The organism is Flavobacterium sp. GW821-FHT12A05 (assembly GCF_058807735.1).
Genome location: NZ_JBXAQY010000009.1, coordinates 197,502 through 222,656, shown reverse-complemented (window position 1 = coordinate 222,656; position 25,155 = coordinate 197,502). Strand labels below are relative to the sequence as shown.

The 25,155-nt window shown below is 33.7% G+C and carries 24 protein-coding genes and 1 tRNA gene; 17 read left to right on the top strand and 8 right to left on the bottom strand.

The window, feature by feature from the left end:
* Positions 1-247 precede the first annotated feature (247 nt).
* The 4 genes from AC1RRQ_RS20870 (at position 248) to AC1RRQ_RS20855 (ending at position 5,993) form a co-directional block, all read left to right on the top strand.
* Entirely contained in the window at positions 248-1,597 is a 1,350-nt protein-coding gene (locus AC1RRQ_RS20870) for a sigma-54-dependent transcriptional regulator (RefSeq protein ID WP_493024897.1), read from the top strand.
* Position 1,598: 1 nt separating this feature from the next.
* The gene (locus AC1RRQ_RS20865) at positions 1,599-2,933 is read left to right on the top strand and encodes a sensor histidine kinase (protein WP_493024896.1); all 1,335 of its coding nucleotides are present in this window, start codon (positions 1,599-1,601) and stop codon (positions 2,931-2,933) included.
* Between the two features lie 133 nt (positions 2,934-3,066).
* On the top strand, positions 3,067-4,437 hold the full coding sequence (locus tag AC1RRQ_RS20860; protein WP_493024895.1) for a hypothetical protein: 1,371 nt from the start codon (positions 3,067-3,069) through the stop codon (positions 4,435-4,437).
* On the top strand, positions 4,434-5,993 hold the full coding sequence (locus AC1RRQ_RS20855) for a serine hydrolase (protein WP_493024894.1): 1,560 nt from the start codon (positions 4,434-4,436) through the stop codon (positions 5,991-5,993). Before AC1RRQ_RS20860 ends, AC1RRQ_RS20855 begins: the two co-directional genes overlap by 4 nt.
* An 82-nt stretch (positions 5,994-6,075) precedes the next feature.
* Here the strand turns inward: AC1RRQ_RS20855 and lepB are convergent, their stop codons facing one another.
* The 5 genes from lepB to AC1RRQ_RS20830 form a co-directional block, all read right to left on the bottom strand.
* Positions 6,076-7,683 (bottom strand): signal peptidase I, encoded by a 1,608-nt coding sequence (lepB, locus tag AC1RRQ_RS20850; RefSeq protein ID WP_493024893.1) that lies wholly within the window; start codon positions 7,681-7,683, stop codon positions 6,076-6,078.
* Between the two features lie 195 nt (positions 7,684-7,878).
* Positions 7,879-9,081, bottom strand: a complete 1,203-nt coding sequence (locus AC1RRQ_RS20845; protein WP_493024892.1) for an outer membrane protein assembly factor BamB family protein — start codon at positions 9,079-9,081, stop codon at positions 7,879-7,881.
* 127 nt (positions 9,082-9,208) lie between these two features.
* Positions 9,209-10,237, bottom strand: coding sequence for a serine hydrolase domain-containing protein (locus AC1RRQ_RS20840; protein WP_493024891.1), 1,029 nt, complete (start codon positions 10,235-10,237; stop codon positions 9,209-9,211).
* A gap of 207 nt (positions 10,238-10,444) precedes the next feature.
* Positions 10,445-10,522 (bottom strand) — tRNA-Val (locus tag AC1RRQ_RS20835).
* Positions 10,523-10,700: 178 nt separating this feature from the next.
* Positions 10,701-11,927 (bottom strand): bifunctional folylpolyglutamate synthase/dihydrofolate synthase, encoded by a 1,227-nt coding sequence (locus AC1RRQ_RS20830; RefSeq protein ID WP_493024890.1) that lies wholly within the window; start codon positions 11,925-11,927, stop codon positions 10,701-10,703.
* 131 nt (positions 11,928-12,058) lie between these two features.
* On the opposite strand from AC1RRQ_RS20830, the gene AC1RRQ_RS20825 reads away from it, so the two are divergent.
* Both AC1RRQ_RS20825 and AC1RRQ_RS20820 read left to right on the top strand, forming a co-directional pair.
* Positions 12,059-12,751, top strand: a complete 693-nt coding sequence (locus AC1RRQ_RS20825) for a MotA/TolQ/ExbB proton channel family protein (protein ID WP_493024889.1) — start codon at positions 12,059-12,061, stop codon at positions 12,749-12,751.
* A gap of 3 nt (positions 12,752-12,754) precedes the next feature.
* Complete coding sequence (locus AC1RRQ_RS20820) at positions 12,755-13,150, top strand: ExbD/TolR family protein (protein WP_071635281.1); 396 nt, start codon at positions 12,755-12,757, stop codon at positions 13,148-13,150.
* A gap of 176 nt (positions 13,151-13,326) precedes the next feature.
* Here AC1RRQ_RS20820 and AC1RRQ_RS20815 read toward each other — a convergent pair whose 3' ends face one another.
* The 3 genes from AC1RRQ_RS20815 to AC1RRQ_RS20805 all read right to left on the bottom strand — a co-directional run bounded on the left by AC1RRQ_RS20815 (position 13,327) and on the right by AC1RRQ_RS20805 (position 16,486).
* Positions 13,327-14,229: an energy transducer TonB gene (locus AC1RRQ_RS20815; RefSeq protein ID WP_493024888.1), complete on the bottom strand. Its 903-nt coding sequence runs from the start codon at positions 14,227-14,229 to the stop codon at positions 13,327-13,329.
* Positions 14,230-14,541: 312 nt separating this feature from the next.
* Positions 14,542-15,768, bottom strand: a complete 1,227-nt coding sequence (locus tag AC1RRQ_RS20810; RefSeq protein ID WP_073418228.1) for a Glu/Leu/Phe/Val dehydrogenase dimerization domain-containing protein — start codon at positions 15,766-15,768, stop codon at positions 14,542-14,544.
* 142 nt (positions 15,769-15,910) lie between these two features.
* Positions 15,911-16,486, bottom strand: coding sequence for a chalcone isomerase family protein (locus AC1RRQ_RS20805; protein WP_493024887.1), 576 nt, complete (start codon positions 16,484-16,486; stop codon positions 15,911-15,913).
* A gap of 485 nt (positions 16,487-16,971) precedes the next feature.
* Here AC1RRQ_RS20805 and AC1RRQ_RS20800 point away from each other — a divergent pair, with 485 nt between their 5' ends.
* From AC1RRQ_RS20800 to AC1RRQ_RS20750, 11 genes are all read left to right on the top strand, one after another.
* The gene (locus tag AC1RRQ_RS20800; RefSeq protein ID WP_493024886.1) at positions 16,972-18,114 is read left to right on the top strand and encodes an acyl-CoA dehydrogenase; all 1,143 of its coding nucleotides are present in this window, start codon (positions 16,972-16,974) and stop codon (positions 18,112-18,114) included.
* Between the two features lie 189 nt (positions 18,115-18,303).
* The gene (locus tag AC1RRQ_RS20795) at positions 18,304-18,981 is read left to right on the top strand and encodes a Crp/Fnr family transcriptional regulator (protein WP_493024885.1); all 678 of its coding nucleotides are present in this window, start codon (positions 18,304-18,306) and stop codon (positions 18,979-18,981) included.
* A gap of 91 nt (positions 18,982-19,072) precedes the next feature.
* Positions 19,073-19,669 carry a peroxiredoxin-like family protein gene (locus AC1RRQ_RS20790; protein ID WP_493024884.1) on the top strand — a complete coding sequence of 199 codons (597 nt, stop codon included), beginning with the start codon at positions 19,073-19,075 and terminating at the stop codon, positions 19,667-19,669.
* Between the two features lie 6 nt (positions 19,670-19,675).
* A complete protein-coding gene (locus AC1RRQ_RS20785) occupies positions 19,676-20,134 on the top strand; it encodes a YHS domain-containing (seleno)protein (protein WP_493024883.1) in 459 nt (152 codons plus the stop codon).
* A 7-nt stretch (positions 20,135-20,141) separates the two neighbouring features.
* A complete protein-coding gene (locus AC1RRQ_RS20780; protein WP_493024882.1) occupies positions 20,142-20,522 on the top strand; it encodes a DoxX family membrane protein in 381 nt (126 codons plus the stop codon).
* A 5-nt stretch (positions 20,523-20,527) separates the two neighbouring features.
* Positions 20,528-21,016, top strand: a complete 489-nt coding sequence (locus tag AC1RRQ_RS20775) for a DinB family protein (protein ID WP_493024881.1) — start codon at positions 20,528-20,530, stop codon at positions 21,014-21,016.
* Positions 21,004-21,714, top strand: a complete 711-nt coding sequence (locus AC1RRQ_RS20770) for an NRDE family protein (RefSeq protein ID WP_493024880.1) — start codon at positions 21,004-21,006, stop codon at positions 21,712-21,714. Before AC1RRQ_RS20775 ends, AC1RRQ_RS20770 begins: the two co-directional genes overlap by 13 nt.
* Positions 21,715-21,724: 10 nt before the next feature.
* Positions 21,725-22,759, top strand: coding sequence for a D-alanine--D-alanine ligase (locus AC1RRQ_RS20765; protein WP_493024879.1), 1,035 nt, complete (start codon positions 21,725-21,727; stop codon positions 22,757-22,759).
* A 2-nt stretch (positions 22,760-22,761) separates the two neighbouring features.
* Positions 22,762-23,418 (top strand): hypothetical protein, encoded by a 657-nt coding sequence (locus AC1RRQ_RS20760; RefSeq protein WP_493024878.1) that lies wholly within the window; start codon positions 22,762-22,764, stop codon positions 23,416-23,418.
* A 29-nt stretch (positions 23,419-23,447) separates the two neighbouring features.
* Complete coding sequence (locus AC1RRQ_RS20755) at positions 23,448-24,413, top strand: M20/M25/M40 family metallo-hydrolase (RefSeq protein ID WP_493024877.1); 966 nt, start codon at positions 23,448-23,450, stop codon at positions 24,411-24,413.
* 35 nt (positions 24,414-24,448) lie between these two features.
* Positions 24,449-25,126 carry an SDR family NAD(P)-dependent oxidoreductase gene (locus AC1RRQ_RS20750; RefSeq protein WP_493024876.1) on the top strand — a complete coding sequence of 226 codons (678 nt, stop codon included), beginning with the start codon at positions 24,449-24,451 and terminating at the stop codon, positions 25,124-25,126.
* The last annotated feature ends 29 nt before the right edge of the window (positions 25,127-25,155 follow it).

The window sequence follows — 25,155 nt, the reverse complement described above, 5'->3', positions numbered from 1 at the left end:
TTTTTTGATCTTCAGAAGTAAAAGAAACAGAGCCGAAAATTAAGATAATTAATAATGCGGCGGATAGCTATTTATTTTGTTATTTTTACCTCAAAAAGACTTTAAGAATTAATTGATTTACAAGTAGAAATGTGATTTTCGTGCCATAAAATTAAATTTTGTAACTGCTTAATTTTTAAAATTTTATTTTTTCGAATAAAAATAGAATGTCCATAATTGGACACTTTTTGTCCAAAACTGAACAATAATGAAAAAGACGAACGCTTCAATTTTAATCATAGACGATCAGGAAGATATTCTTTTTGCATCAAAAGTATACCTGAAAAAGTATTTTGAGAACATTCATACCCTTAATAATCCAAAAAAAATAGTAGAATTACTGTCTCAAAATAGTATTGATGTCGTTTTGCTCGACATGAATTACCGTATAGGTTTTGAAGATGGGAGAGAAGGTTTATATTTATTAAAAGAAATAAAAACACTTTCACCAAAAACGGTTGTGATTTTAATGACGGCTTTTGGAAAAGTAGAAACCGCAGTTGAAGGACTAAAATCTGGCGCTTTTGATTATATCCTGAAGCCTTGGGAAAACAAAAAATTGTTAGAATCTGTAAAACAAGCAGTAGACAAATCTCGTAAAGAACAAAAAAAGGACAAAGAGATTGAAAACGAAAATGATTTTTTTGCGGGAACTTCTGAGATTATAAAAAAAGCTTATTCGCTGGCTGATAAAGTGGCAAAAACCGATGCCAATGTTTTGATTTTGGGAGAAAACGGAACCGGAAAATTTGTTTTGGCGCATCATATTTACAAACAGTCCGAAAGAAAAAACAATCCGTTTATTGCCGTTGATTTAGGTTCTTTAAATTCGAATATTTTCGAAAGCGAATTGTTTGGTTATGCAAAAGGTGCATTTACCGATGCGAAAGTAGACACACCGGGACGTTTTGAAATGGCGCAGAACGGAACTATTTTTCTTGATGAAATAGGAAATGTGCCGCTGCATTTGCAATCTAAATTATTACAGGTTATTCAAACCAAAACCGTAACAAGATTAGGCGAAACAAAAGCAAGACCTTTAAACGTGCGAATCATTACGGCAACAAACTTGAATTTAAAACTGGAAGTTGCTGATAAAAATTTCAGGGAAGATTTGTATTACCGAATCAATACAATGGAAATTGTGCTGCCACCATTGCGCGAACGAATTGAAGATAAAATTCCGCTGGCAGAATATCTTCTGGAAAAAATGATTGAAAAATACGGAAGAAGTGAAATTACTTTCGACAAAAAAGTACTGGAACAAATAGAAAAACATGCATGGAACGGAAACATCCGCGAAATGGAAAATAAAATTGAACGCGCTGTTATTCTTTGCGAAAATGATAAAATCACGGTTTCAGATCTGGATTTAGAAACCATAACACCTTATGATGAAAACCCGGATGATATTCAGCTTTCGTCTGTAGAAAAAGCAACGATCGAAAAAGCACTCCTTAAGCACAGCAATAATATCAGTAAAACAGCCGAAGAGCTGGGCTTGTCCAGAGGTTCTTTGTACAGACGTTTAGAGAAATATAATATTAACATCAATTAGTATGTTTAAAACACTGCAAACCTATAAACTGCTTTTTTTTAGATTACTTGCCATTGTTGCAGGAATTGAATTTTCGATTTATTTCTTTAAAATCGGATTGCTTTTTACTGGTGTTTTTGGCCTTTTTATTGTTTTTCTGCTCATTCGCGAAATGTTTTTTTATGTGCGGAATTTTATTTTGCTGTATGATAAAACCATCGCATCGATTTTGCAGAACGATTTTACATCAGATTTTACAAAACACAAAATCAATAAAAGTTATGCCGATTTGTTTCAGCTTTACGACACTTTAAAAAGCAGACAGAACGAACAAATCTCAAAAGATATTATTTACCGTTCTATTTTAAATAATATCGAAAGCGGGATTATCATTTTGCAAAAACAAGATCAGGATTGGGATATATTTTTAATGAACGATTATTTTTCGAATCATTTTAATGTGCCTAAAGTTTCGAAATGGAAATATCTTAAAAATCAACTGCCATCGCTTTGCGAAATTATTGAAGCCGATGACTTTCATGAAATAAAAACGGCGGTAGAAATTAGTATAAACGAACAAAATAACCAGACTTTTGTTCTTCAAGCCTCAAGAACCGAGATTTTTGAGCGCGATTATTTTATTGTTTTACTCGATTCGATTCAAAATGTGGTCGAAAAGAAAGAGAAAGATGCCTGGGTTAATTTAATGAAAGTCATTTCGCATGAGCTTTTAAATTCGATAACGCCAATTCGTTCTATCTGCCAGAACCTGCAGGATTTGGTAGAGCAGGATTCTTTGTCGTCAGAAGATTTAGATGATATTAAACACAGCGTTGAAACGATGCTGAGAAGAAGTGATCATTTGCAGAAATTTGTAGAAGGTTATAGAAAACTAGCAATGCTGCCTTCTCCTAAAAAAGAAAAAATAGAATTGCAGGTTTTAGTCGATGATTGTCTTCAAATCATGAATCCGTTATTTAAAAAAGAGGAGATTGAAGTTGTAAATTCTATTTTGTTGAAACGATTGATTTATGTCGATGCACAGCAAATAGAGCAGGTTTTAATAAATCTGTTAACGAATTCGATTAATGCTTTAAAAAATACGAGTCCGAAACAAATTTTAATTTCGGCGGAAGCCAAAGAAAATAGAACTTATATTAAAATTACCGACACCGGAAATGGAGTTGAAAAAGAAATCGAAAGCAAAATTTTCCTTCCCTTTTTCACAACCCGAAACGAAGGCGCCGGAATTGGTTTAACGCTTTCTAAAAACATAATCGAAGCGCACGGCGGTTATATTTCGTTTAAAACAGAAGATGATAAAACTACTTTTGAGATTTGTCTGGTTGAAGGATAAAGTTTTTTGATGTTGATTTTAGTAAAGATATTTCTTATATATTAGCCAAATAAATACTTTTTGTTAGGAGATAAGAAAAGTAGATTAACAGCCAAAAACAAATTAACCACCATTTAAGAGCCACACAAACAGGATGAGGAACAGACTTTTACTCGCATTTTTATTTTTTACCGTTTTTTCATTTGGACAAAAAACAACTTTTAAAATTAAATATTCTGAACAACTAGCCGTTTTTACTTTTTTACAGAATCTTTCTGAAAATTATCCCGATAATGTTTTTAAAACCGAATTTCAGAAATCAAAATACAATACGGATACATACAAAAACATAATTTCAAAATTTGATAAATTAATTCTGGACTACAGCTGCAGGTTTGAAGAGTTTCCTTATGGCTCAAAAAAAACAATGCAGACTGAAGATATTTTGAAAAAAAATCTAATTGAAACTACTGATTTAATAAGTTTCAAAAATCGTTCAGTAGGGATTATTCCAAGTAAAACTTTGATTGATTTAGCCGAAAGTATTTCAGAGTTCACGCCAATTTACAATGAACTGATTTATAATCCGAACAAAGAAAAATTTGAAAAACAATTAGAAGAAATTACAAAGTATTCCAATGAACATCATATAGAAAACTTCTTTAATACCGGATTGATATTTTATAATTCAAGCTGGGATAATGCAATTCCTTTTGAAATTGCTTTTTATCCGCTGCCTAATTCCAAAGGGTTTACAGCACAGGCATTTTGCAATAATGCCATAAGTGCCATACAAACTGATCTCAAATCATACAAGGACTTGTTTAGTGTTATGATGCACGAGATTTATCACATTATTTATGATGAACAATCGCTGGAAGTAAAAACAGCAATTGATACCTATTTTAAAGAAAGTAAATCTAATTCCAGTAATTATGCTTATCAATTAATGAATGAAGTTCTGGCCACAGATCTGGGAAATGGTTACGTATATGAACAACTAGATGGAAAACCGGATACTTACGATTGGTACAATAGAAAATATATAAACCTTATGGCTAAGCAGATTTATCCAATGGTTAAAGAATATATTGAGCAGAAGAAACCAATAGATAAAAGTTTTATTGAGAATTACATCAGGCTTTACGAAGAGAATTTTCCAAACTGGATAAATGATCTTGATAATATTATGACGTATAGATATGTACTTTCAGAAAATGAAGAAGATTTTAGGGCAATAGGCAGAATGTTTCGTTATCGTTCCAGAACACAGTACGATTCTGAAATTACAGGAAATAGCATCGAAAAAATGAAAGAAACACCATTAACAAAAGTGGTAATCATTTCTAAAAATAATGCCGAAAAACTAAAATTGCTTAAAAGTAAATTTAAGGAATTAAGTAAATGGCAGTTTAAAGCTGATAAGGAATTTGCAGACAAAATTCTTCTGGATGACAAAAGCCAATTGATTATCATAAATCAGAAAAAATCAACTCTAGAATCTCTAATCAAATCAATAATATGAAAAAAACAAAAAGTTTTTTATTAGCAGTAGTTTGTGTTTGTTTATCATCAACAGTTTTTGCTCAATTAACGTCTCCAAAAATTGATTTATTGATGGAAGATGCTTTAGCCAAATTTAAAGTGGCCGGTGCATCAATTGCCGTGGTTAAAGACGGAAAAATAATTCACTTAAAAGGATATGGGGTTAGTTCTATTGAGACTAAAAAAGCCGTAAATGAAAATACAAATTTTCAAATTGCCTCAAACACTAAAGCATTTACAACGGCTGCGCTTTCTATTTTAGAAGATGAAGGAAAAATAAAATGGACAGATAAAGTAAAAGATTATCTGCCTGAATTTAAAATGTATAACGATTATGTAACCGAAAATTTTAACATACAGGATTTATTAACGCATCGCAGCGGATTAGGTTTGGGCGTGGGCGATTTGATGTTTTTTCCTGATGGTTCTAATTTTACCATTAAAGATGTTCTGACGAGTTTTCAGCACTTTAAACCAGTGTCGGCTTTTCGAACCAAATTTGATTATGATAATTTACTTTATATCGTAGCAGGAGAATTAATTGCAAGAGTGAGCGGTATGAGTTATGAAGAATTTGTACAAAAAAGAATCGTTGATCCTTTGCAAATGAACAATACTTTTGTGGGAAGCCGTTTGATAAAGGACAAATCTAATTTTGCAGTTTCACATTCATCGGAATCCGGAACGATAAAAACAATTGATGGTTTTGGAGATCAAATGAATGCTGCTGCGGGCGGCATCTTTTCTAATGCCGAAGATATGGCGAAATGGATGATAGTTCGGTTGAATAAAGGCCAATACGGACCAGATTTAAAAACGACGCTTTTTTCTTTGAAAAACCATAATGAAATGTGGAGAATACATACTGTTCAGGAATCACATGAAGATCCTAGATATAATTTCCATTTTAATGGCTATGGTCTAGGCTGGCAAATCTCTGATGAAAAAGGGAATTTAAAAGTTTCGCATACAGGAGGTTTACCAGGAATGCTTTCAATTGTAGCAATGTATCCGGATCTCAATTTAGGAATTGTAATTTTAACGAATACTGAAAATGGAGGCGGAGGACTTTTTTCAGCGGTTAGTAATACGATTTCCGACAGTTATTTAGGTTTAGACGATTTTGGCTGGACAGATAAATTAGTGGGATGGATGAATGAGGACAGAAATGCAGGTGATGATGTGACCAAAAAAGTTTGGGAAAAAGTAAAACAGTCAAAAAACATTAAAATAAAGAATGAAGATTTTATAGGTGTTTATGCCGACAAATGGTTTGGCGAAATTGAAGTGTTCGAAAAGAACAAACAATTATGGTTTAAATCGTATCGTTCGCCTAAATTAAATGGGCCAATGGCTTTTTACAATGCTAATACATTTGCCATAAAATGGGAATATCAAGCCATGAATTGCGATGCATTGACGATGTTTTCTCTCGATGAAAACGGCAAAGCCCAATCTATTAAAATGAAAGGTATCTCGCCAAACATTGATTTTAGTTTTGATTTTCAGGATTTAGATTTAATAAGAGTAAAATAAATTTGAATAATTTGGTGAATCGATAGAAAACAAAAGCTCTAAAGTCATACGATTTTGGAGCTTTTTTTACTATTTAATGTGTTTATGCCTTCTTCTTTTTCTTGATTATTTTATCTGCTGCATAACAAAGAACGACAAATATTAGAAAATGTACTAAATAAGATTTAGGTTCGCTATTTCCGTTAACTACAGAAAAAACACGATTCCATCTTACCTTATTTATGCCTTTTCCGTCTTTATTCCAGCTAAACCAAATAAAGACAGGTTTGCCTATTACGTGATCAAAAGGAACATATCCCCAAAATCTGGCATCCAAAGAATTCTGACGATTGTCTCCCATCATCCAGTAATAATCTTGTTTAAAAGTATAAGTGTTGCTTACTTTTCCGTTTATTACAATCTCATTGTCATTAATTTTTAGCGTATTATGTTCATATTCTTCTATAATGCGTTTATAAAACGGAAGCGTTTTTAAATCCAGTTTTATAGTCTGCCCTTTTTTAGGAATATAAATTGGTCCATAATTGTCGATATTCCATCCTAAAGAAGCAACATGAGGAAAAACATCTTCATTTTGTCCTTTTGGCGCTAAATGTTTTGTAACGCTTTTTACAACAGGATTATAAGTCATTAATTTAGCTTCTTCATCGGTTAAAGTCAAAAAGTATTGTCCTTTGTCTGTCAATGCAAAATTTCCGTCGTTATATTTTAAGCCTTCTCTCGCACCATACGTATTTACAAGAGCATCTTGGCTGATCGCCTGACCTTGCGTATCGATAAGGAAATTATATTGCGCTTTTGCACTTCCAGGCAATTTAGATATTTTTCCGTTGATGTAAATATCTCCATTACGAATTTCTAGAGTATCTCCCGGCATTCCGACACATCGTTTTACCAGATTTGTTTTTTTATCAATTGGTTTGTAATAGTTTCGATCCGGATGAAAATTATCCATATCACGCAAAGTATCTGCGGGTTGATTAAAAACTACAATTTCATTTCGCTCAATTTTTTCTATGGCAGGAAATCTAAAATAAGGCAGCTGCAGTTTGTTTAACCATGAGGTTTGTTTCTTTGTAACATCATCATTAAATAAATATGATTTTACGCCGGTAAGAGGAATAGAATCATGAACCATAGGCAAAGCAACCGAAGTCATAGGAGTTCTTGCACCATAATTAAGCTTGCTTACAAATAAAAAATCTCCAATTAACAGTGTCTTTTCTAATGATGAAGAAGGAATGGTAAAAGGCTGTATAACATAAGTATGAACCAATGTCGCAATAATAACTGCAAATAAAAGAGAACTTACGGTATCTTCTGTTTTTGTTTTGGGTTGTAAATCCCTGTTCTCAATATAAATTAGGTTTTCTGATCTGTAATTTAAAAAAGTAATATAAAATCCTAATGTTAGTAAAACCAATGCAGTGTCTTGTCTGGAGTTTTTCCCAAAACTTCTTATAGTTTCGATCCAAACCACCGGAATCATTAAAAGATTAATAATAGGGATAAAAAGCAAAATTACCCACCAGCGCGGACGATTTATAATTTTCATTAAAACAACTAAGTTATAAATCGGGATAAATGATTCTAGAGGTTTTCTTCCTGCTTTTTTATAAAGTTTCCAAGTCGAAATTCCGTGAACAATCATCAGGATTAAAATAAAAAAAAGCCATTCTGTTACATTCATATTTTTGATTTTTATAGGGTTTTTTACAAATTATAGTATAATTGATGTAGTAGAATTTGTGTTTTGATATAGAATAAGTAGTGATTTACTTAATTTGTTACATGTGCATAAAAAAACTCCTTAATTGCTTAAGGAGTTTTTTGGAGATTTTTACAAAACCGATGATTACATCAAATGGTTATTTGTACTTTTTCGTTATCGGATTATTTTTAGAAATGCACTGTAAACATTGTCTTTAAGAGAAGTTCTCATATAATATAAGTCTTCGTCTTTGGTGCTTAAGTCGAATTTAATTAAACCCGCATCGCAATAATAAAATATAGTATCATCAACCGGAAATTCAATATTTGAAATAGGCTGCGTTGTTAATTTTATTTCGAATGCAATTTCGCCATTTGTTATATCCAGCTGAAAAAGTTTTCCTTTTTTGGTATATCCCCAAATATTATCACTGTCTTCTGTTATGTATTCGACATTATCACCTGGAAAATCTCTTTTCCAAATTTGAGTTCCAGTTTTTGAATCTACAGCATATATAGAAGAAACGGTTTCGCCTTGTGCAGCAAAATATAATTTTTTGTCTTTGCTAAAAATGCGTTCCTTGACATTATATTGATTTTCGTCTAATTTAAATTGCCATAAAACATCAAGTTTATCCGGAGTTAAAGCAAAAAGCATGTTTTTTTCATTTGCTATAAAAATATTTTCGCCATCAGTTACAGGTTTACTCTGCATGCCTTCTTCAAAAGTTTTTTGAGTCAGCACTTTTCCTGTATTGGCATCAAAACTATACAAGTTAGATGCACTTGGAGCAAAAACTTTATTATTGAAAAAAAGTACCGGAATATCATTAATTGGAGTATCCAGTTTGTAAGTCCATGCTAAACTGCCATCTTTGGTATCAAGAGCATAAAGATTACTGCTTCCGTTTTGGTTTTGAGCCGTTATATACAGCTTTCCGTTGCTAACAATTGGAACCTGATCTTTTAAAACAATTTGATCGGTAATATTACCTAATCTTGATTTCCAGAATATCGTACCGCTTTGATTGTCTACTGCGTAAATTTCGCCATTAATAAACGGAACATAAACAACACCATTAGAAATCGTTACTTTATTGGCACACATTTCAGTATAAGAATCGGTGGCTTTTACAGTCCAGCCAATTTGTTCCGATTCTAAATCGTATGAAAAAAGAGCACCGTCGTAATCGTAAATTAAAATTGATGCTTCGTCTAACGGCACTTTTTTAAGCGCACTTATCGCTTTATTCGTCACCATTTCGCTGGGCGGTAAAGCTTTATTATTTGTATTAGTAACTTTTAATGCGGCTGGTGCTTGTCCAAACGTATTGATAACAGCAAATACAAATAAAAGAGTTATTAGTTTTGTTTTCATTTTTAAGATTTGGGTTTGATGATTTGGTTTTCTTATCAGCAAAAAAACTGCCAAACAAATCAATATCAACGTCAAATATAGTTAAAAATTGTTAGGAGATTTAGAAGTTGCACGGCCGCACGAATATCTATTGTAATGATTTTTTACTTAGTATAGATTCTATCGAATTACTGATTTCTTCTAAATTATTTTGTTTATTATTCGTCATTAAAATAATAGTCGAGTTGAGGTTGCTTATTAATAAAGCCTGATAATTAAAAGCAGCCCCGTCGTGTATATGGCTGGTTACTTTTCCGTTTTCTATAGTTCCGCCTCCAAGACCCGTTTGATTATCTTTAGAAAATGGTTCAAAAAGTTCTCGTGTCGATTCGGGATTAATAATTTTAAAAGAGTTAATGGCTTGCGACCATTTATAAAAATCCTTTAAGTTTAGAGCCGTCCAGCCAGAAATATTATATTTAAGAATATCCTGTTTTCCTTTACTGTTAAACGATTTAGCAAAAAGAGGTTCTTTTTCGTCTGGATCTACAACAGCATTTTTTATGCCTATAGGTTTTAGTATTTTATTGATAACAAACGAATTGAAACTCATATTTGTGATTTTTTCAATAATACGTCTTTGTAAAAACACATTGTTGTTATTGTAATCGTACTTCGTTCCCGGTTCGAAGTCAAGTGCCGAAGTTTTTTGCAGATGTGCCATATTATCTGAATCCTGATTGACTTCATTCCACTTTATTTGAGGAAGTCCGCTTGTATATTGAAGCAGATTGATAATTTTAATTTTATTAGCCCAAGACGGAAGTTCAGGAAGAAATTTAGAAACAGGATCATTAAGTTTAAGTTTTCCCTGTTCTTTCAGTATCATAATTCCCACCGCATTAAATTCTTTAGCAATAGAACCAATATGAAAACGATAATCTGTATTTAATTGAATGGTGTTGCTGGTATCCGCTTTTCCAAAAGCTTTTTCGTAGATTATTTTACCTTTTTCAGCAATTAAAATATTTCCGTTAAAGGTTTTTGATTGAAGTGCTTTTTGAAATAAAGAGTCCAGTTTTGTTGCTGCTTTATTTGCCTGCCCGTAAAAATTACAACAGGTTGTGAATGCAATAGCAAAAGCTGCAATTTTAATTTTTTTAATGATGTTATTCATTTTGTGAATTTTGATAAATATATAAAAAAAACTATGATAGCGTGGATTTGCAATCCGTGTGTGTAACAGTGATATATTTTTATTGATTCTCAAAAGCGAAAAAAAATCTTTGCGGGCACGGATTGCAAATCCGCGCTATCGGACGGATCGGAGTGACACTGAAAAATGAAGACATAAAAAAACTCCTTAATTTCTTAAGGAGTTTCTTGGTGGGCGATGAGGGGTTCGAACCCCCGACCCCCTCGGTGTAAACGAGGTGCTCTGAACCAGCTGAGCTAATCGCCCTATTTTACTAGGTTGCTATCGTTTGTGATTGCGAGTGCAAATATACGCTTGTTTTTGAGTTCTGCAAAGAAAATCGAAGAAAAAATAAAACTTTTTTTAAAATAAATCATATCTCGCTGTTTATGAATTTGTTAAAAAATGGTTTTTTTTAAACTTTTTTCTGAGTTGAGCATTGTCATTAGTCCAAAGGCAATTCGGCAACAACAAAAGTGCTTCCGCCAACATAGATAAAATCATTTTTTGAGGCATTTTGTTTGGCTTTCGCGAAAGCGCTCTCAACCGAATCGTACTTTTCTCCAATTAAATCGAAGCTTTTTGCTGCGTTTTGCAATGTTTCAGTCGGTAAACCGCGTGAAGAATTTGGACTGCAGAAATAATATTGGGCTTCTTTTGGGAAAAGCGGCAGAATAGAATCTAAATCTTTATCGTTTACAACTCCTAAAACAATATGCAGTTTTTCGAATTTTTCATTTTGAAGCTGATTCATCACAACCGATAATCCGTGTTTGTTATGTGCCGTATCGCAGACAATTTTTGGGTTTTCGCCCAGTTGCTGCCATCTTCCTTGTAACCCCGTATTTTTAACTGTATTCAATAATCCTGATTTTAGGCTTTCTTCAGAAATTTTGAAATCAGTTGTTTCGTTTATGATTTTAATAGTCTGCTGAACGGTCTTTTTATTGTGAAACTGATAATCGCCAATTAAGTCTGACGGAAAAACTTCTGAAATTAAATCAGAGGCAAAATAAATCGGCGCTTGGTTTGCCTCGGCTTTAGCCAAAAATACAGGCTGTGTTTCTGGAGTATATTCGCCAATTACAACCGGAACATTGGGTTTGATAATTCCTGCTTTTTCGCCCGCAATGGCTTCTAGCGTATTTCCTAAAAACTGAGTGTGGTCTAAACCAATATTAGTAATTACCGAAACCAAAGGCGTAATAATATTCGTTGCATCTAAGCGTCCGCCCAAACCAACTTCAATAATTGCGATATCTGTTTTTTCTGCTGCAAAATAATCAAAAGCCAATCCAACCGACATTTCGAAGAAACTCATATCATTGGCTTCAAAGAAATCTTTATGTTTTGCGACGAACTCACAAACAAAATCTTCTGAGATTTCCTGACCGTTTATTTTGATTCTTTCCCTAAAATCTTTTAAGTGCGGCGACGTGTACAAACCCACTTTATAACCCGCTTCCTGCAAAACCGAAGCCAGCATGTGCGATGTTGATCCTTTTCCGTTCGTTCCGGCAACGTGAATAGTTCGTAAACCTTTCTCCGGATTGCCAAGATGTTCTGCCAGTAACTTGATGTTTGTCAGGTCTTCTTTGTATGCCGAAGCACCCTGAAGCTGATACATTGGTAATTGATTAAACATCCAGTTTGTTGTTTCCTGATAGTTCATTTTATTTGGATAAAATAGTTGCTAATTGAAATAATTTCCAGTTTTTTTAGTTTAATATTACAATGAAAATTATCTTTATTGCAAAATTGAAATATTTTTTAGAATTAATTATTAAAAACCAGAATTAAAATATGTTTAGCTACATTCAATTACAAGCTGATACTATCGCAAACGCATCAAACGTAGTGATCGAAAAAATTGCACCAGAAACCGAAATCTCTGTTTTAGGCTTTATCTTAAAAGGAGGTTTTTTCCTTATACCAATCGCACTTTTATTGTTTTATACGATTTATGTAATTTTTGAGCGTTACTTATATATTAAAAAAGCCTCAAGAATCGATTCCAGATTAATACAAGATGTAGGAGATAAACTAAACGCAGGAAATATCGAATTAGCCAGAACTATTGTAGAAAGAAACGATACGGCTGTTGGGAATATTTTAAAAGAAGGTGTTTTGATTATTGGAAGACCAATTGCTGAAATCGAATCGAACATGGACCGTGCTGCCGATATTGAAATTGGTGAAATGGAAAGACGTTTAGGCCATTTAGGACTTATCGCTGGTATTGCGCCAACTCTTGGTTTTATTGGGACAATTTCTGGGGTAATTAAAATTTTCTACAGTATTTCGGTTACAGAAAATATTAGTATTGGGAACATCTCTGGAGGTTTATACGAAAAAATGATCAGTTCTGGTTCAGGACTTATCGTGGGAATTATTGCTTATAGCGCTTACCACTTACTGAACGGAAAAATTGATGATTTTGCTTTAAAAATTCAGAAACAGATATTAGAATTTGTAAACATAATTCAAAGATCATAAGGTATGTCAATTAAGAGAAAAAGAAGATTTCACGCTGAGGTTGCGACTTCATCTTTAAGTGACATTATGTTTTTCCTGTTGTTGTTTTTCCTTATTATCTCAACACTTGCAAATCCTAATGTAATTAAGATGACGCTTCCAAAAGCCAAATCAAATGAAAAAACGAACAAACAATTAATCAGTTTATCAGTTACAGAAGACAAGCAGTTCTATATCGACAAACAGCCTGTTGCTTTTGAAGAATTAGAAACCACTTTAATGAACAAAATAGGCGCCGATAAAACGCAGACAGTAGTAGTTAGAATTCCGTTTAATTTGCAGGTACAAGATTTAGTCGATGTATTACAAATAGGGGTAAAGAACAATTTGAAGTTTGTTATTGCTACGAGTCCGAAATAAATAAGACAATCTTAGTCATTGCGAGGAACGAAGCAACCTCACTTCTACAAGTAAGCATGAAGATATACACATCGTGATTGCTTCGTTCCTCGCAATGACATAAAAAAGGCTTTCTGAATCATCAGAAAGCCTTTTTTTATGAGAACAGATTCGTGTAAATCCCTGTAATTTATATTTTAATTCAAGCTGAAATTGTAAATAATCTTTCCAACTTGTTTGGCAGGCGCATCGCTGTCAGCGTCCCATTTTGTATTCATAGCGGCAATTTTTGCCTGGTCTAATAAACATCTTGCTGTGTTGGTTGTTCCTTTAATTCCCGGAGTTGCACTTATAGTTTTTCCGTTTTGATCTACTGTAATTTCAACCACAACTTTTCCTTCTTCGTTACACGTATATTTTGGTGCAGGTTTAGAAAGTGCTTTTCTGGTTCCTAAATTATAACCTGTCCCTCCGCCAGAACCGCCACCGCTTCCGGCACCGTATCCGCTTCCTGTGCCAATACCATTTCCGGTTCCGTTACCGCCTCCGGTTCCTCCACCTGATCCGCCAGATCCGTAATAACCGCTGGAGCCTAAACTACCGTTTGCTTTTCCTTTGTTTCCTGCGGCTTTATCATCGCCGTCTCCGCCTTTGTTAGATCCTTTCATGATACTTGCCAATGCGTCGTTTGTAGAGTTGGAAACTTTTGGTTTTTCAGGAACTACTTTAGTTTCGGGTTTTACAACAGGAGTGTTTTTTTTAGGTTTTTCTTTTGTTGGAATAACGACATCAGTTTCATCTGTCTCGGTATTTTCCTGAGAAAGAATAGATTCATCCGGAGTTGCTTTTGCCGGAGCTTGTTTGGCATTATTTTTTACATCCAGAACTTCACTTTTATAATTGGCTCCAGAACCTACGTCGCTGTCACCAAAATTTACGGTTACACCACCGCCGCCACCGCCTTCTGCAAGTGCCGAGTTGTTCTCTGGATTATAAGGAGGCCAAAAACGGATGAAAAACAGCAATAAAATAATTACCGCATATATCGCAGTAGTGAGTAGTAATGATTTCTTTTTATCTGAAGAAATGGTGAAACTCATTGTAATTCTGAATTTTGAAATTGTATTATTAAAAACGTTTAAAAGTAGTAAAAATTGTTTAGAAACTAAGAGAGAATTTAACCGCAGAGAACGCAAGGGGTTTCGCAAAGCCCGCTAGTTTACTTCTCGCAAAGACGCAGAGTCGCAAAGTTTTTCTTTTTAAGTTATTTTTGCGACTCTGCGTCTTTGCGAGATTAGAAAACAAATAGCTTAGCGAACTTTGTGTATATCTTTGCGTTCTCTGCGGTTAAATAAAAAAAACGAGCCAAATAGAAATTCGGCTCGTTTATATATAAAGTATAAAAACTAAGATTATACTAATTGTTTCAATGCAATTTCAAATGCTGTTGCGCTGATATTTGTTTTAGAAGAACTTAAAGCGTGAGCTTTAACGATCGCATTTTTTATAATTTCAGAAGTGTCATTAAAGATAGCCTCATCTGTCATTTGAACTTTTTTCTCCATGAAATAAGCAAAAACTCTTGCCATTCCACAGTTTGAAATAAAATCCGGAATCAAACTCACTTTACGATCTACTTCTTCCATAATAGAACCAAAGAAAATTTCTTTATCGGCAAAAGGAACATTCGCCCCGCAAGAGATTACTTCCAATCCGTTTGCGATTAAACTGTCGATTTGGTTTTGAGTAACCAATCTTGAAGCAGCGCATGGTGTGAAAATTTCGGCACCAATGGTCCAGATTTTAGAATTGATTTCCTCAAACGGAATCATATTGTCGGCCACTAATTTATTTCCATCTTTGTTTAAAAACAACGTTCTGATTTCTTCGAAAGAAAAACCATCTTCTTTAATCAATCCGCCGTCGCGATCGATAATCCCGATTACTTTTGCTCCCATTTCGGCTAAATAAAAAGCAGCTGCAGAACCTACGTTTCCAAAACCTTGTACAATGGCTTTTTTACCTTTAATATCGCCTCCATAAGTGGCGTAGAAATGACGAACAGCTTCAGCAACACCGTAACCGGTAATCATATCAGCAACCGTATATTTTCTGGTTACGTCTGGTGAGAATTTAGGGTTTTCAATTACCTTGATAACACCTTGGCGCAATTGCCCAATTCTATTAATTTTATCTGCTTCGGTTGGTTTAAAATGTCCGTTGAAAACACCTTCCTGCGGATGCCAAACACCACACTCCTCTGTCATTGGAATTACTTCGTGGATTTCATCAACATTTAAATCTCCTCCGGTTCCATAATAACTTTTTAATAAAGGAGAAACGGCTTTATACCAACGTTGTAAAACACCTTTTTTACGCGGATCGTTTGGGTCAAAATTAATTCCAGATTTAGCGCCGCCAATTGCAGGACCAGAAACGGAGAATTTTACTTCCATTGTTTTTGCCAGCGATAAAACTTCGTTCATATCAAGGCCTTTTCTCATTCTGGTTCCACCTCCGGCTGCTCCGCCGCGAAGTGAATTGATTACCGTCCATCCTTCGGCTTCTGTCTCAGAATCTTTCCAGTTAAAAACAATTTCAGGTGCTTTATTTTCAAATTGCTGTAATAAATCTTTCATTTTGTTGTGATATGTTTATTTTGCGTAAATGTATAAAATAGAATAATGCTAATAATGTATTTTGCATCAAATTTAATAAACAAAAAAGAAAAGCCGAAAACTATTAGGTTTTCGGCTTTTAGAATATTTAAAAAATTAAGAATTATATCCCTAATAAGTGTTTTTTCAAAGTCTCGTCAACTGGTTTATCTGAAAGCCAGATTCCGAATAATGCTTTTTTGAAATCAAATCCCTGAATTTTTCCTTTCAAAACTTCATTCTTATATACATTGATGGTTTGGTCAAGCGGATTATAAGCTAAAACGAATACATCTTTTTCTGTTATGGCGTCGCTTAAGTAACTTTTAAATTGTTCAATTCTTGGGCGAAGCTGCTCCAGATTGCTTCCTGCAGATTTCTCGAAACCGGCATTCATGGCTTTCGTTAATTTGTTTGATGAAACCATAGACGATGTAATTTCAATGCGAATTGCCATTTCGGTATCGCTGTCAATAATGAACTGCGGATCCTGGCTTAATTGTGATAAATACAAAGCTTGAACATAAACTTCTAACCACATTTTTGATCTTCCGCCTGCACCGTTTAATTGTAAAGTTTTGTTTTGAAAATCTATTTTTCTGGGAACAGTAACGCCGTTAACTTCTAAATGAGTTTGAGCAGAAACTGCAGAAAATTGTAAAGTTAAAAGGAGTGTAAGTACTAGTAAAATCTTTTTCATGTTCTATCAATTATTTATTTTTTGAGCAAAAATAATGTTAATTTATCAATATAATGACCTTTTTTTAGAAGTTTTTTTTCTGCCTTTTTTTATTTTTTTTAATCTATTCTTTTAATAATCAAATTAGTAAGACTAGTTTTACGTGCCATTATTCGTTTTGTGAATTGTTTAATCTTTTTGTGAGAAGAAATGGCTGTAAAATGGCTTTTTTTAGATGGTTTTCGGCCTGCGTTTTTAATCCGTAATTTTAGAAAAAACGCTGCAGGATTATCGTTTGAATAAAGCAAAATCTAAATTATTACGAAAACGTTATCGTTATTGTTGCTGATCTATTAAATTTATATGCATGCATTGTAAAATCCGCATTTAAAAATTATCTTTGAAAGCCTTTTAAATTAAATTGGCATTTCGAAAAAACAAAAAATAAAAAACCACATTAAACTGGATTCTAAATTCGGTTTAGAAAAAAACAATAAAATAAAACTATGGATTTTAATCTTACCGAAGAACATTTAATGATTCAGCAAGCTGCAAGAGATTTTGCTCAAAATGAATTATTACCAGGAGTTATTGAACGCGACGAAAAACAAATTTTTCCGACCGAACAAATAAAAAAAATGGGTGAACTAGGATTCATGGGAATGATGGTTGATCCAAAATACGGAGGAAGCGGACTTGACGCGATCTCGTATGTTATTGCCATGGAAGAAATTTCTAAAGTAGATGCTTCGGCTTCTGTAGTAATGTCTGTAAACAACTCTTTAGTTTGCTGGGGATTACAGGAATTTGGAACTGAAGAACAAAAACAAAAATATTTACCGGGTTTAGCTTCTGGTCAAATTCACGGAGCATTTTGTTTAAGTGAGCCGGAGGCAGGTAGTGATGCAACTTCGCAAAAAACAACTGCGATCGACATGGGCGATCATTACTTGGTAAACGGAACTAAAAACTGGATTACAAACGGAAACACAGCATCTGTATATTTAGTAATTGCACAAACGCATCCGGAGAAAAAACATAAAGGAATCAATGCATTAATCATGACTAAAGATATGCCTGGTTTTTCTATTGGTCCAAAAGAGCAAAAAATGGGAATCCGTGGTTCTGATACACACTCTTTAATGTTTAGTGATGTAAAAGTTCCTAAAGAAAACAGAATTGGAGAAGATGGTTTTGGATTTAAATTTGCGATGAAAACACTTGCCGGAGGTAGAATTGGTATTGCTTCTCAAGCGTTAGGAATTGCTTCCGGAGCTTATGAACTGGCTTTAAAATATTCTAAAGAGCGTAAAGCATTTGGAACAGAAATCTGCAATCATCAGGCAATTGCTTTTAAATTGGCAGATATGGCAGTTAATATCGAAGCGGCGCGTCATTTATGTATGAAAGCAGCTTGGGATAAAGACCAGCATAAAAATTACGATGTAAGCGGTGCAATGGCAAAATTATTTGCTTCGCAGGTTGCCATGGATACAGCAGTTGAAGCCGTTCAAATTCACGGTGGAAATGGTTATGTAAAAGAATACCACGTAGAGCGTTTTATGCGCGATGCAAAAATTACTCAAATTTATGAGGGAACTTCAGAAATTCAAAAAATTGTAATTTCAAGAGCCGTTATTGCTGGATAATCTTCTATAAAATAATTCATAAAAACCTTTTGAAGTTTAGGCTTTAAAAGGTTTTTTTTTGTCAGGCTGCACTATAATTTGAACACTGATGACGCGAATCTGTATAATCCGCTTGCTTAAAACTTATCAGAAAGATAATTACACGCAACGGCTAAATTAATTACATTTACACCAACAGATTTAATTTTTATGTACGAAGAGTTAAAATATTGGTACTTGCGGGATCATAAATTGTTTCGAACGCTTACTTATTCGCAAATCAAACAATTGTGCATTATTACCGGTTTTAAAAAAGCATCGAAGGGAGAAATTATTTATTTTTCGTCTTCAGATGTACCTCGAATTTTTTTACTTAAAAAAGGAAACATCAAAATTGTTGCTATTGATGATGATGGCAACGAAACCATAAAAGACATTATTCAAAAAGGAGATTTGTTTGGCGAATTAACTTTAGAAGCCGATAATAAAGTCGAAGAATATGCAAAAGTCCTTTCTGACGATGTTGCGATTTGCAGTTTTTTAATGTCGGATTTTGAAGATTTATTACTGAGAAATCCAACTTTAGCGCTTTCTTATACCAAATTTGTAGGTTTGAAAATGAAGCGTATCAAAAATAGTTATGCCAATTTAATTTCTAAAGATGCCAAAACCAGATTGTATCAGTTCCTTAAAGACTGGGCAGAACAGGAAGGAGTTAAAAACGGAAATACTGTGGTAATTGAAAACTATTTAACCCAAAATGATATTGCCCAGATTATTTGTACTTCCCGACAAACGGCCACACAATTGCTGAATGAAATGGAAACAAACAATCTTTTAAACTATAACAGAAAAGAAATTATCATTCCGGATATCAGCAAATTATAATTATTTTAGGCTAAGTGTAAATTAGCCGACATTTTGCTTTTTCATAGTACAATAATTTTGCATCATCAAAAAAGATGTAAATATTAAAACTATGAAAAAATTACTTTTTATGTTTTTAGTAACCCTCACTTCGGTTGCTAATGCGCAGAATATTATTGCCAAATCTGCGACTGATATTGCTCCTTTGTTAATAGGAGAAAAAATTCCAAGCATTACTTTAAAAACATCTGATAATGCAGATGTAAACATTTCAGACCTTCTTAAAAAGAAAAAAACAGTTTTGGTTTTTTATCGTGGAGGCTGGTGTCCGTATTGCAATACACATTTGCAGGCATTGGCTGAAGCCGAAAATCAAATTCTCGACTTAGGGTATCAGATTGTTGCCGTAAGTCCTGATGCTCCTCAAAATTTAAAAATTACCGAAGGGAAAGATAAAGTGAAATATACCTTGCTTTCTGACTCAAAAGGAGAATTAATAAAAGCAGCCGGAATTGCTTATGAAGCTCCTGCAAACTACAAAAGCGTAATTAACGTACATTCTAATGGAATCAATACGAGTTTTTTACCAGTTCCTTCTGTATTTGTTGTAAATCCGGAGAGCGATATACTTTTTGAATATGTTTCTCCTGATTTTAAACAGCGCATTACAACCGAATTACTTGTTTCAGTATTAAAAAACTTAAAATAAAATAAGATGAAAAAGCTAGTATTACTTTTATTGATTTTGGTTTCGGCAAGTTCATTTGCTCAAAATGATGCTAAACGAATCAGCCAGTATAATTTAGAAAATAAAACAGCCATTAAGGGCTACGATCCTGTTGGATACTTTAATCAGGGAAAAGCAGTTAAAGGGAAAAAAGAATTTTCGGTTTCTTATCAGGACGTTATATATCAATTTTCGTCAATTGAAAACAAGAATGCCTTTTTGAAAAATCCATCAAAATACGAACCTCAATATGGCGGATGGTGTGCTTATGCAATGGGAAGCGCCGGCGAAAAAGTCGAAATAAACCCTGAAACATTTAAGATTATCGACGGCAAATTGTTTCTCTTTTACAACGCGTATTTTAATAATACACTGAAAAGCTGGAACAAAGACGAGAACAATTTAAAATCTCAGGCGGATAACAATTGGAAAAAAATATATAAATAACGAGGCCATGAAAAAAGAAATTTTAATATGGATTCTCAGAATAACGGCTTCGGTAATTTTATTGCAAACCTTGTTTTTCAAATTTAGCGGAGCAGAAGAAAGTATTTATATTTTCTCGACTTTAGGAATCGAACCTTACGGAAGAATTGGTTCTGGAATAGTCGAATTGGCTGCAGCTATCTTGATCTTAATCCCCAAAACCACCTGGATTGGGGCTTTGGGCGCAAGCGGCGTTATGATGGGCGCTATTTTATCCCACTTATTTGTGCTGGGAATTGAAGTTGAAAATGATGGCGGATTGCTTTTTGTTTTGGCCGTTATTACGCTGTTGTGTTCTTTAGGATTGCTTTATTTCAACAAAAACAAATTGTCTAATCTTCTAAATTAAAAGTTATGTTACTAAAATCAATACACCAGAGTTTAGATGAGTTAACAAATCTATTAAGTCAATTATCAGATACTGATTATTCAAAATCTCACGAATCTTTAAGCGGTGCGACTATTGGCGAACATACAAGACATATTCTTGAAATGTTTCAATGTCTTGAAAAAAGCTATGATTCGGGCGTATTAAATTACGATGACCGCGAAAGAAACATTCAAATTCAAACCGAGACAAAATTTGCGAGACAATGCATCGAGAATATTAAAGACGGATTGAAAACAGAAAACAAATTAATTTACCTGGAATTGGTAATGAACCATTTGGGAATGAGGATTCAAAGTAATTATTATAGAGAACTGCTTTATAATCTGGAACATTGTGTTCATCATCAAGCGCTTATAAAAGTTGCGGTTTTGCAATGCGAAAATGTTTTAGTCGATGAAAACTTTGGCGTAGCGCGTTCCACAATAGAATATAGAAAACAATGTGCACAGTAAGTTTTATAAACAATAACGGAGTAGTGATAATGACTTCAAATCGGGATGAAAAAACAATTCGTCCAGAAGCTGCTGCGCCAAGAAATTATGTTCATAACGGAAAAAATATCATGTATCCAAAAGATGCTAAAGCTGGAGGAACATGGTTTGCCGTTGATGAAAACGGAATTGTTTTAGTATTACTAAATGGCGGTATTATAAAACATAACCCCGTTTTTTCTTATCGAAAAAGCCGCGGTTTAATTGCTTTGGATATTATAGCCCATGATTCGCCAAAGGATTTTTGGGAAACAATTCAGCTGGAAAATATCGAACCGTTTACTTTGGTTTTGTATCAGGAAAAGAAATTGTATGAACTGATTTGGGATGGTTTCCAAAAACGGATAACAAAATTAGATGGATCTCAAAATTACATTTGGTCATCGGTTACTTTATATCCGGATGAGGTTAGAAAAGAACGATCAGAATGGTTTTTTGATTTTCTGAAAGACAAAAATGAAATTACGGCAGCAGATATGCTGGAGTTTCATCGAAATACACATAGTGATGATCCTGAAAATGGATTAATCATTAATAGAGAAAATACGATGAAAACGCTGAGTGTAACGCAAACTGTTATCGAACAGAATAAAGGTGTGATGAAGTATTATGATTTAGTGAAAACAGAAGATTTTTCGACGGCATTTATTCGCATTTAAAAAACATCAAATGAAACTATTTATCCATAAAATAACCAATTGGGAGTATTGGCCGTTTCAGGTTTTGTATGTTCCTATTTATTTTCTTTGGGCTTATTATGCAATAAAAGCGAGATCTATTTTTTTCTTTAATGCGTCTAACCCCAAAATTAAAAACGGTGGCTTTATTATGGAAAGCAAAAAACAGATTTACAATCTGCTTCCTAAAGAGCATTATCCCAAAACCATTTTAATTAAGGAGAATACAGATTTAAAAGTAATACTGGATACGGTTGTAGAGAAACAGATTTATTTTCCGTTAATCGCAAAACCGGATATTGGTTTACGAGGTTCCGGGGTAAGAAAAATAAAAACGGTTTCGGAATTAAAAGACTATGCCGAAAAAGCAAATTTTGACTTTTTAATACAAAACCTGATTCCGTTTAAAAATGAAGTCGGCATTTTTTATGTTCGGCGTCCACATCAAAAAAACGGCAAAATTACCGGAATTGTTTCTAAAGAGTTTATGATTGTGGCGGGAGATGGAGAATCAACAATTGAAGATTTAATCAAAAAAACGCCAAGATTCCAGCTGCAATTTGAGGTTTTAAAAGAAGAATACGGCGATCAGTTATATCAAATCTTGCAGAAAGGGGAGACGCTAAATTTGGTTCCGTTTGGCAATCATGCCCGAGGTGCCAAGTTTCTGGATGGAAGCGATTGGATTACGCCAAAATTAACCAAGATGATTAATGAAATTGCGTCTCAAATTCCGGAATTTTATTTTGGGCGTTTTGATATCATGTACAATACTTTTGAAGAATTAGAGCGGGGAGAAAATTTTCAGATTGTCGAACTGAATGGTGCTGCGAGCGAACCTACACATATTTACGATCCTAAACATTCGGTTTGGTTTGCGTGGAAAGAACTGGCCAGACACATTACGTATATGTATGAAATTAGTGCCGAAAACCATAAAATGGGAGTTCCGTACTTAGATTACAAAGTGGGAATGCACGAATACAAATTGCATTTGGCACAAAACAGTAAAATCATCAATTTTTAAAAATGAAAAGAATAAAAAATATCTCGGTTGGATTTCTGGTGAGTTTTCTAGGGTCAATTCCGCTGGGATATTTAAACTTAGCAGGATTGGAAATTTACACAAAATCAGGACTTCATAATTTGGTTTTCTTTTTGTTCGGCGTTGTTTTTGTCGAAAGCTTTGTCATTTATTTCACCTTGATTTTTGCCAGACAACTTATAAAGAATAAAAAGTTAATGAAGATAATCGATTTGTTTTCAGTCCTATTTATGTTTGTGCTGGCGTATGTTTTTTATCTAAATTTCAATCAAACCACAAAATCACAGCATCATTTACAAGAATATTTCATGTATTCGCCTTTTGTAATAGGAGTGATTTTAAATGGGTTTAATTTTTTACAGCTGCCTTTCTGGACGAGTTGGAATCTATATTTACTTAACGGAAAGTATATCACCATCGAAAGAAAGTTAAAATATTATTATCTTGCAGGAACTTTGACAGGAGTTTTTTTGGGAATGTTTAGTCTGATTATGGTATTGCAGACTATTTTTCAAAAAACAAACCAATTTTCAAAGTTTATATTACCTGTTTTTATTCCGTTGTTTTTTATTGTTTTAGGAAGCATTCAGGTATTTAAAGTGTATAAAAAATATTTTAAATCGTCAGCTTTAGAAATATAGTTTTCAAAGAGTTGACTAAACCTCTCTTTATGAAAAAGCTTTACTTTCTTCTTCCATTTGTTTTAATTGCCTGCAAATCGAATACAACTGCTGTGGCCGAAAAGACCTCAAAGCCTGTTGAAATTAGTTATAAAGTACAAGAATCTGAAGTATCCGATTTTTTAAAATATCTTTCTTCAGATGAATTAGAAGGACGTGATACGGGAACAAAAGGAATTGAAAAAGCAGCTGTTTTTTTAGAAGATTTTTTTAAGAAGAATAACGTCAAACCTTATTTTGCAACTTATCGCGATACGCTGACAAATTTTAAACCTGCGGCTTATAATATCGTTGGTGTTTTAGAAGGAACAGATCCAGTACTTAAAAATGAATATGTGGTTTTAAGTGCACACTACGATCATATTGGAATTGAAACGAAACAACAGCCGGATGTAATTTATAACGGAGCTAATGACGATGCTTCGGGCGTTACCGCTGTTGCACAAATGGCAGAATATTTCAGTAAAACCAAATCGAATAAACGAAGCATTCTTTTTGTGTTTTTTGCCGGAGAAGAAAAAGGTCTTTTGGGTTCTAAAAGCATGGTGCAGAAACTTAAAGCAAAAAACTTTAATTTATATACCCAGCTGAATATCGAAATGATTGGCGTTCCTATGAAACGCGATTATTTGGCTTATATTACAGGTTTTGATAAATCGAACATGGCCGAAAAAATAAATGAATACACAGGAAAAAAGACCATTGGATTTTTGCCTAAAGAGGCAGAATATCAATTGTTCTACAGATCTGATAACCATTCTTTTTACGAAGTTTTCAAAAAGCCCTGCCAGTCTATAAGTACTTTCGATTTTGAAAATTTTGATTTTTATCACCATGTTTCAGATGAGTTTAAAGTAATGGATATTCCGCATATAACTGCATTTATACAAGAACTGCTTCCTGCCGTAACGCGAATGAGTACTTCGCCTACAGAAGAAATTGTAATGAATAAATAAGAGTTCTTTATTTTGCTTTTTCTTATTTTTGCCCTATGAAAAATATTATTGTTACCGGAACAAGTAGAGGTATAGGTTATGAGCTGGCTTTGCAGTTTGCAAATGCCGGAAATCAGGTTTTAGCGATTTCAAGAAAAATTCCAAAATCACTTTTAGAACATAAAAATGTAACGTGCTTGTCTGTTGATTTAGCCAATGAAACTGCTTTACATGAAGTTGAAAGTTTTCTTTCTTCATCTTGGAAAAAAGTAGATGCATTAGTTCACAATGCAGGCGCTTTATTATTGAAGCCTTTTGCTGAAACAACGCAAGCCGACTTTGAAAGTATTTATAAAGTCAATGTTTTTGCAGTTGCAAATCTTACCAGAATCTGTCTGCCTTATTTACAAAAAGGAAGCCATGTTGTAACCATTAGTTCGATTGGCGGTGTTCGCGGCAGTTTAAAATTTGCCGGCCTTGCTGCCTATAGCTCAAGTAAAGGCGCTGTAATTACTTTAACCGAATTATTAGCTGAAGAATATAAAGAACGCGGTATTTCATTCAATGTTCTGGCTTTAGGTTCCGTTCAGACCGAAATGCTGAATGAAGCTTTTCCGGGTTATCAGGCTCCAATTTCTGCTGAAGGAATGGCGACGTATATTTATGATTTTACCCTTAACGGAAATAAATATTTTAACGGAAAAGTACTTGAAGTTTCGTCAACTAATCCATAGTTTTTAAATTTCAATTTAAAAATTCCAAA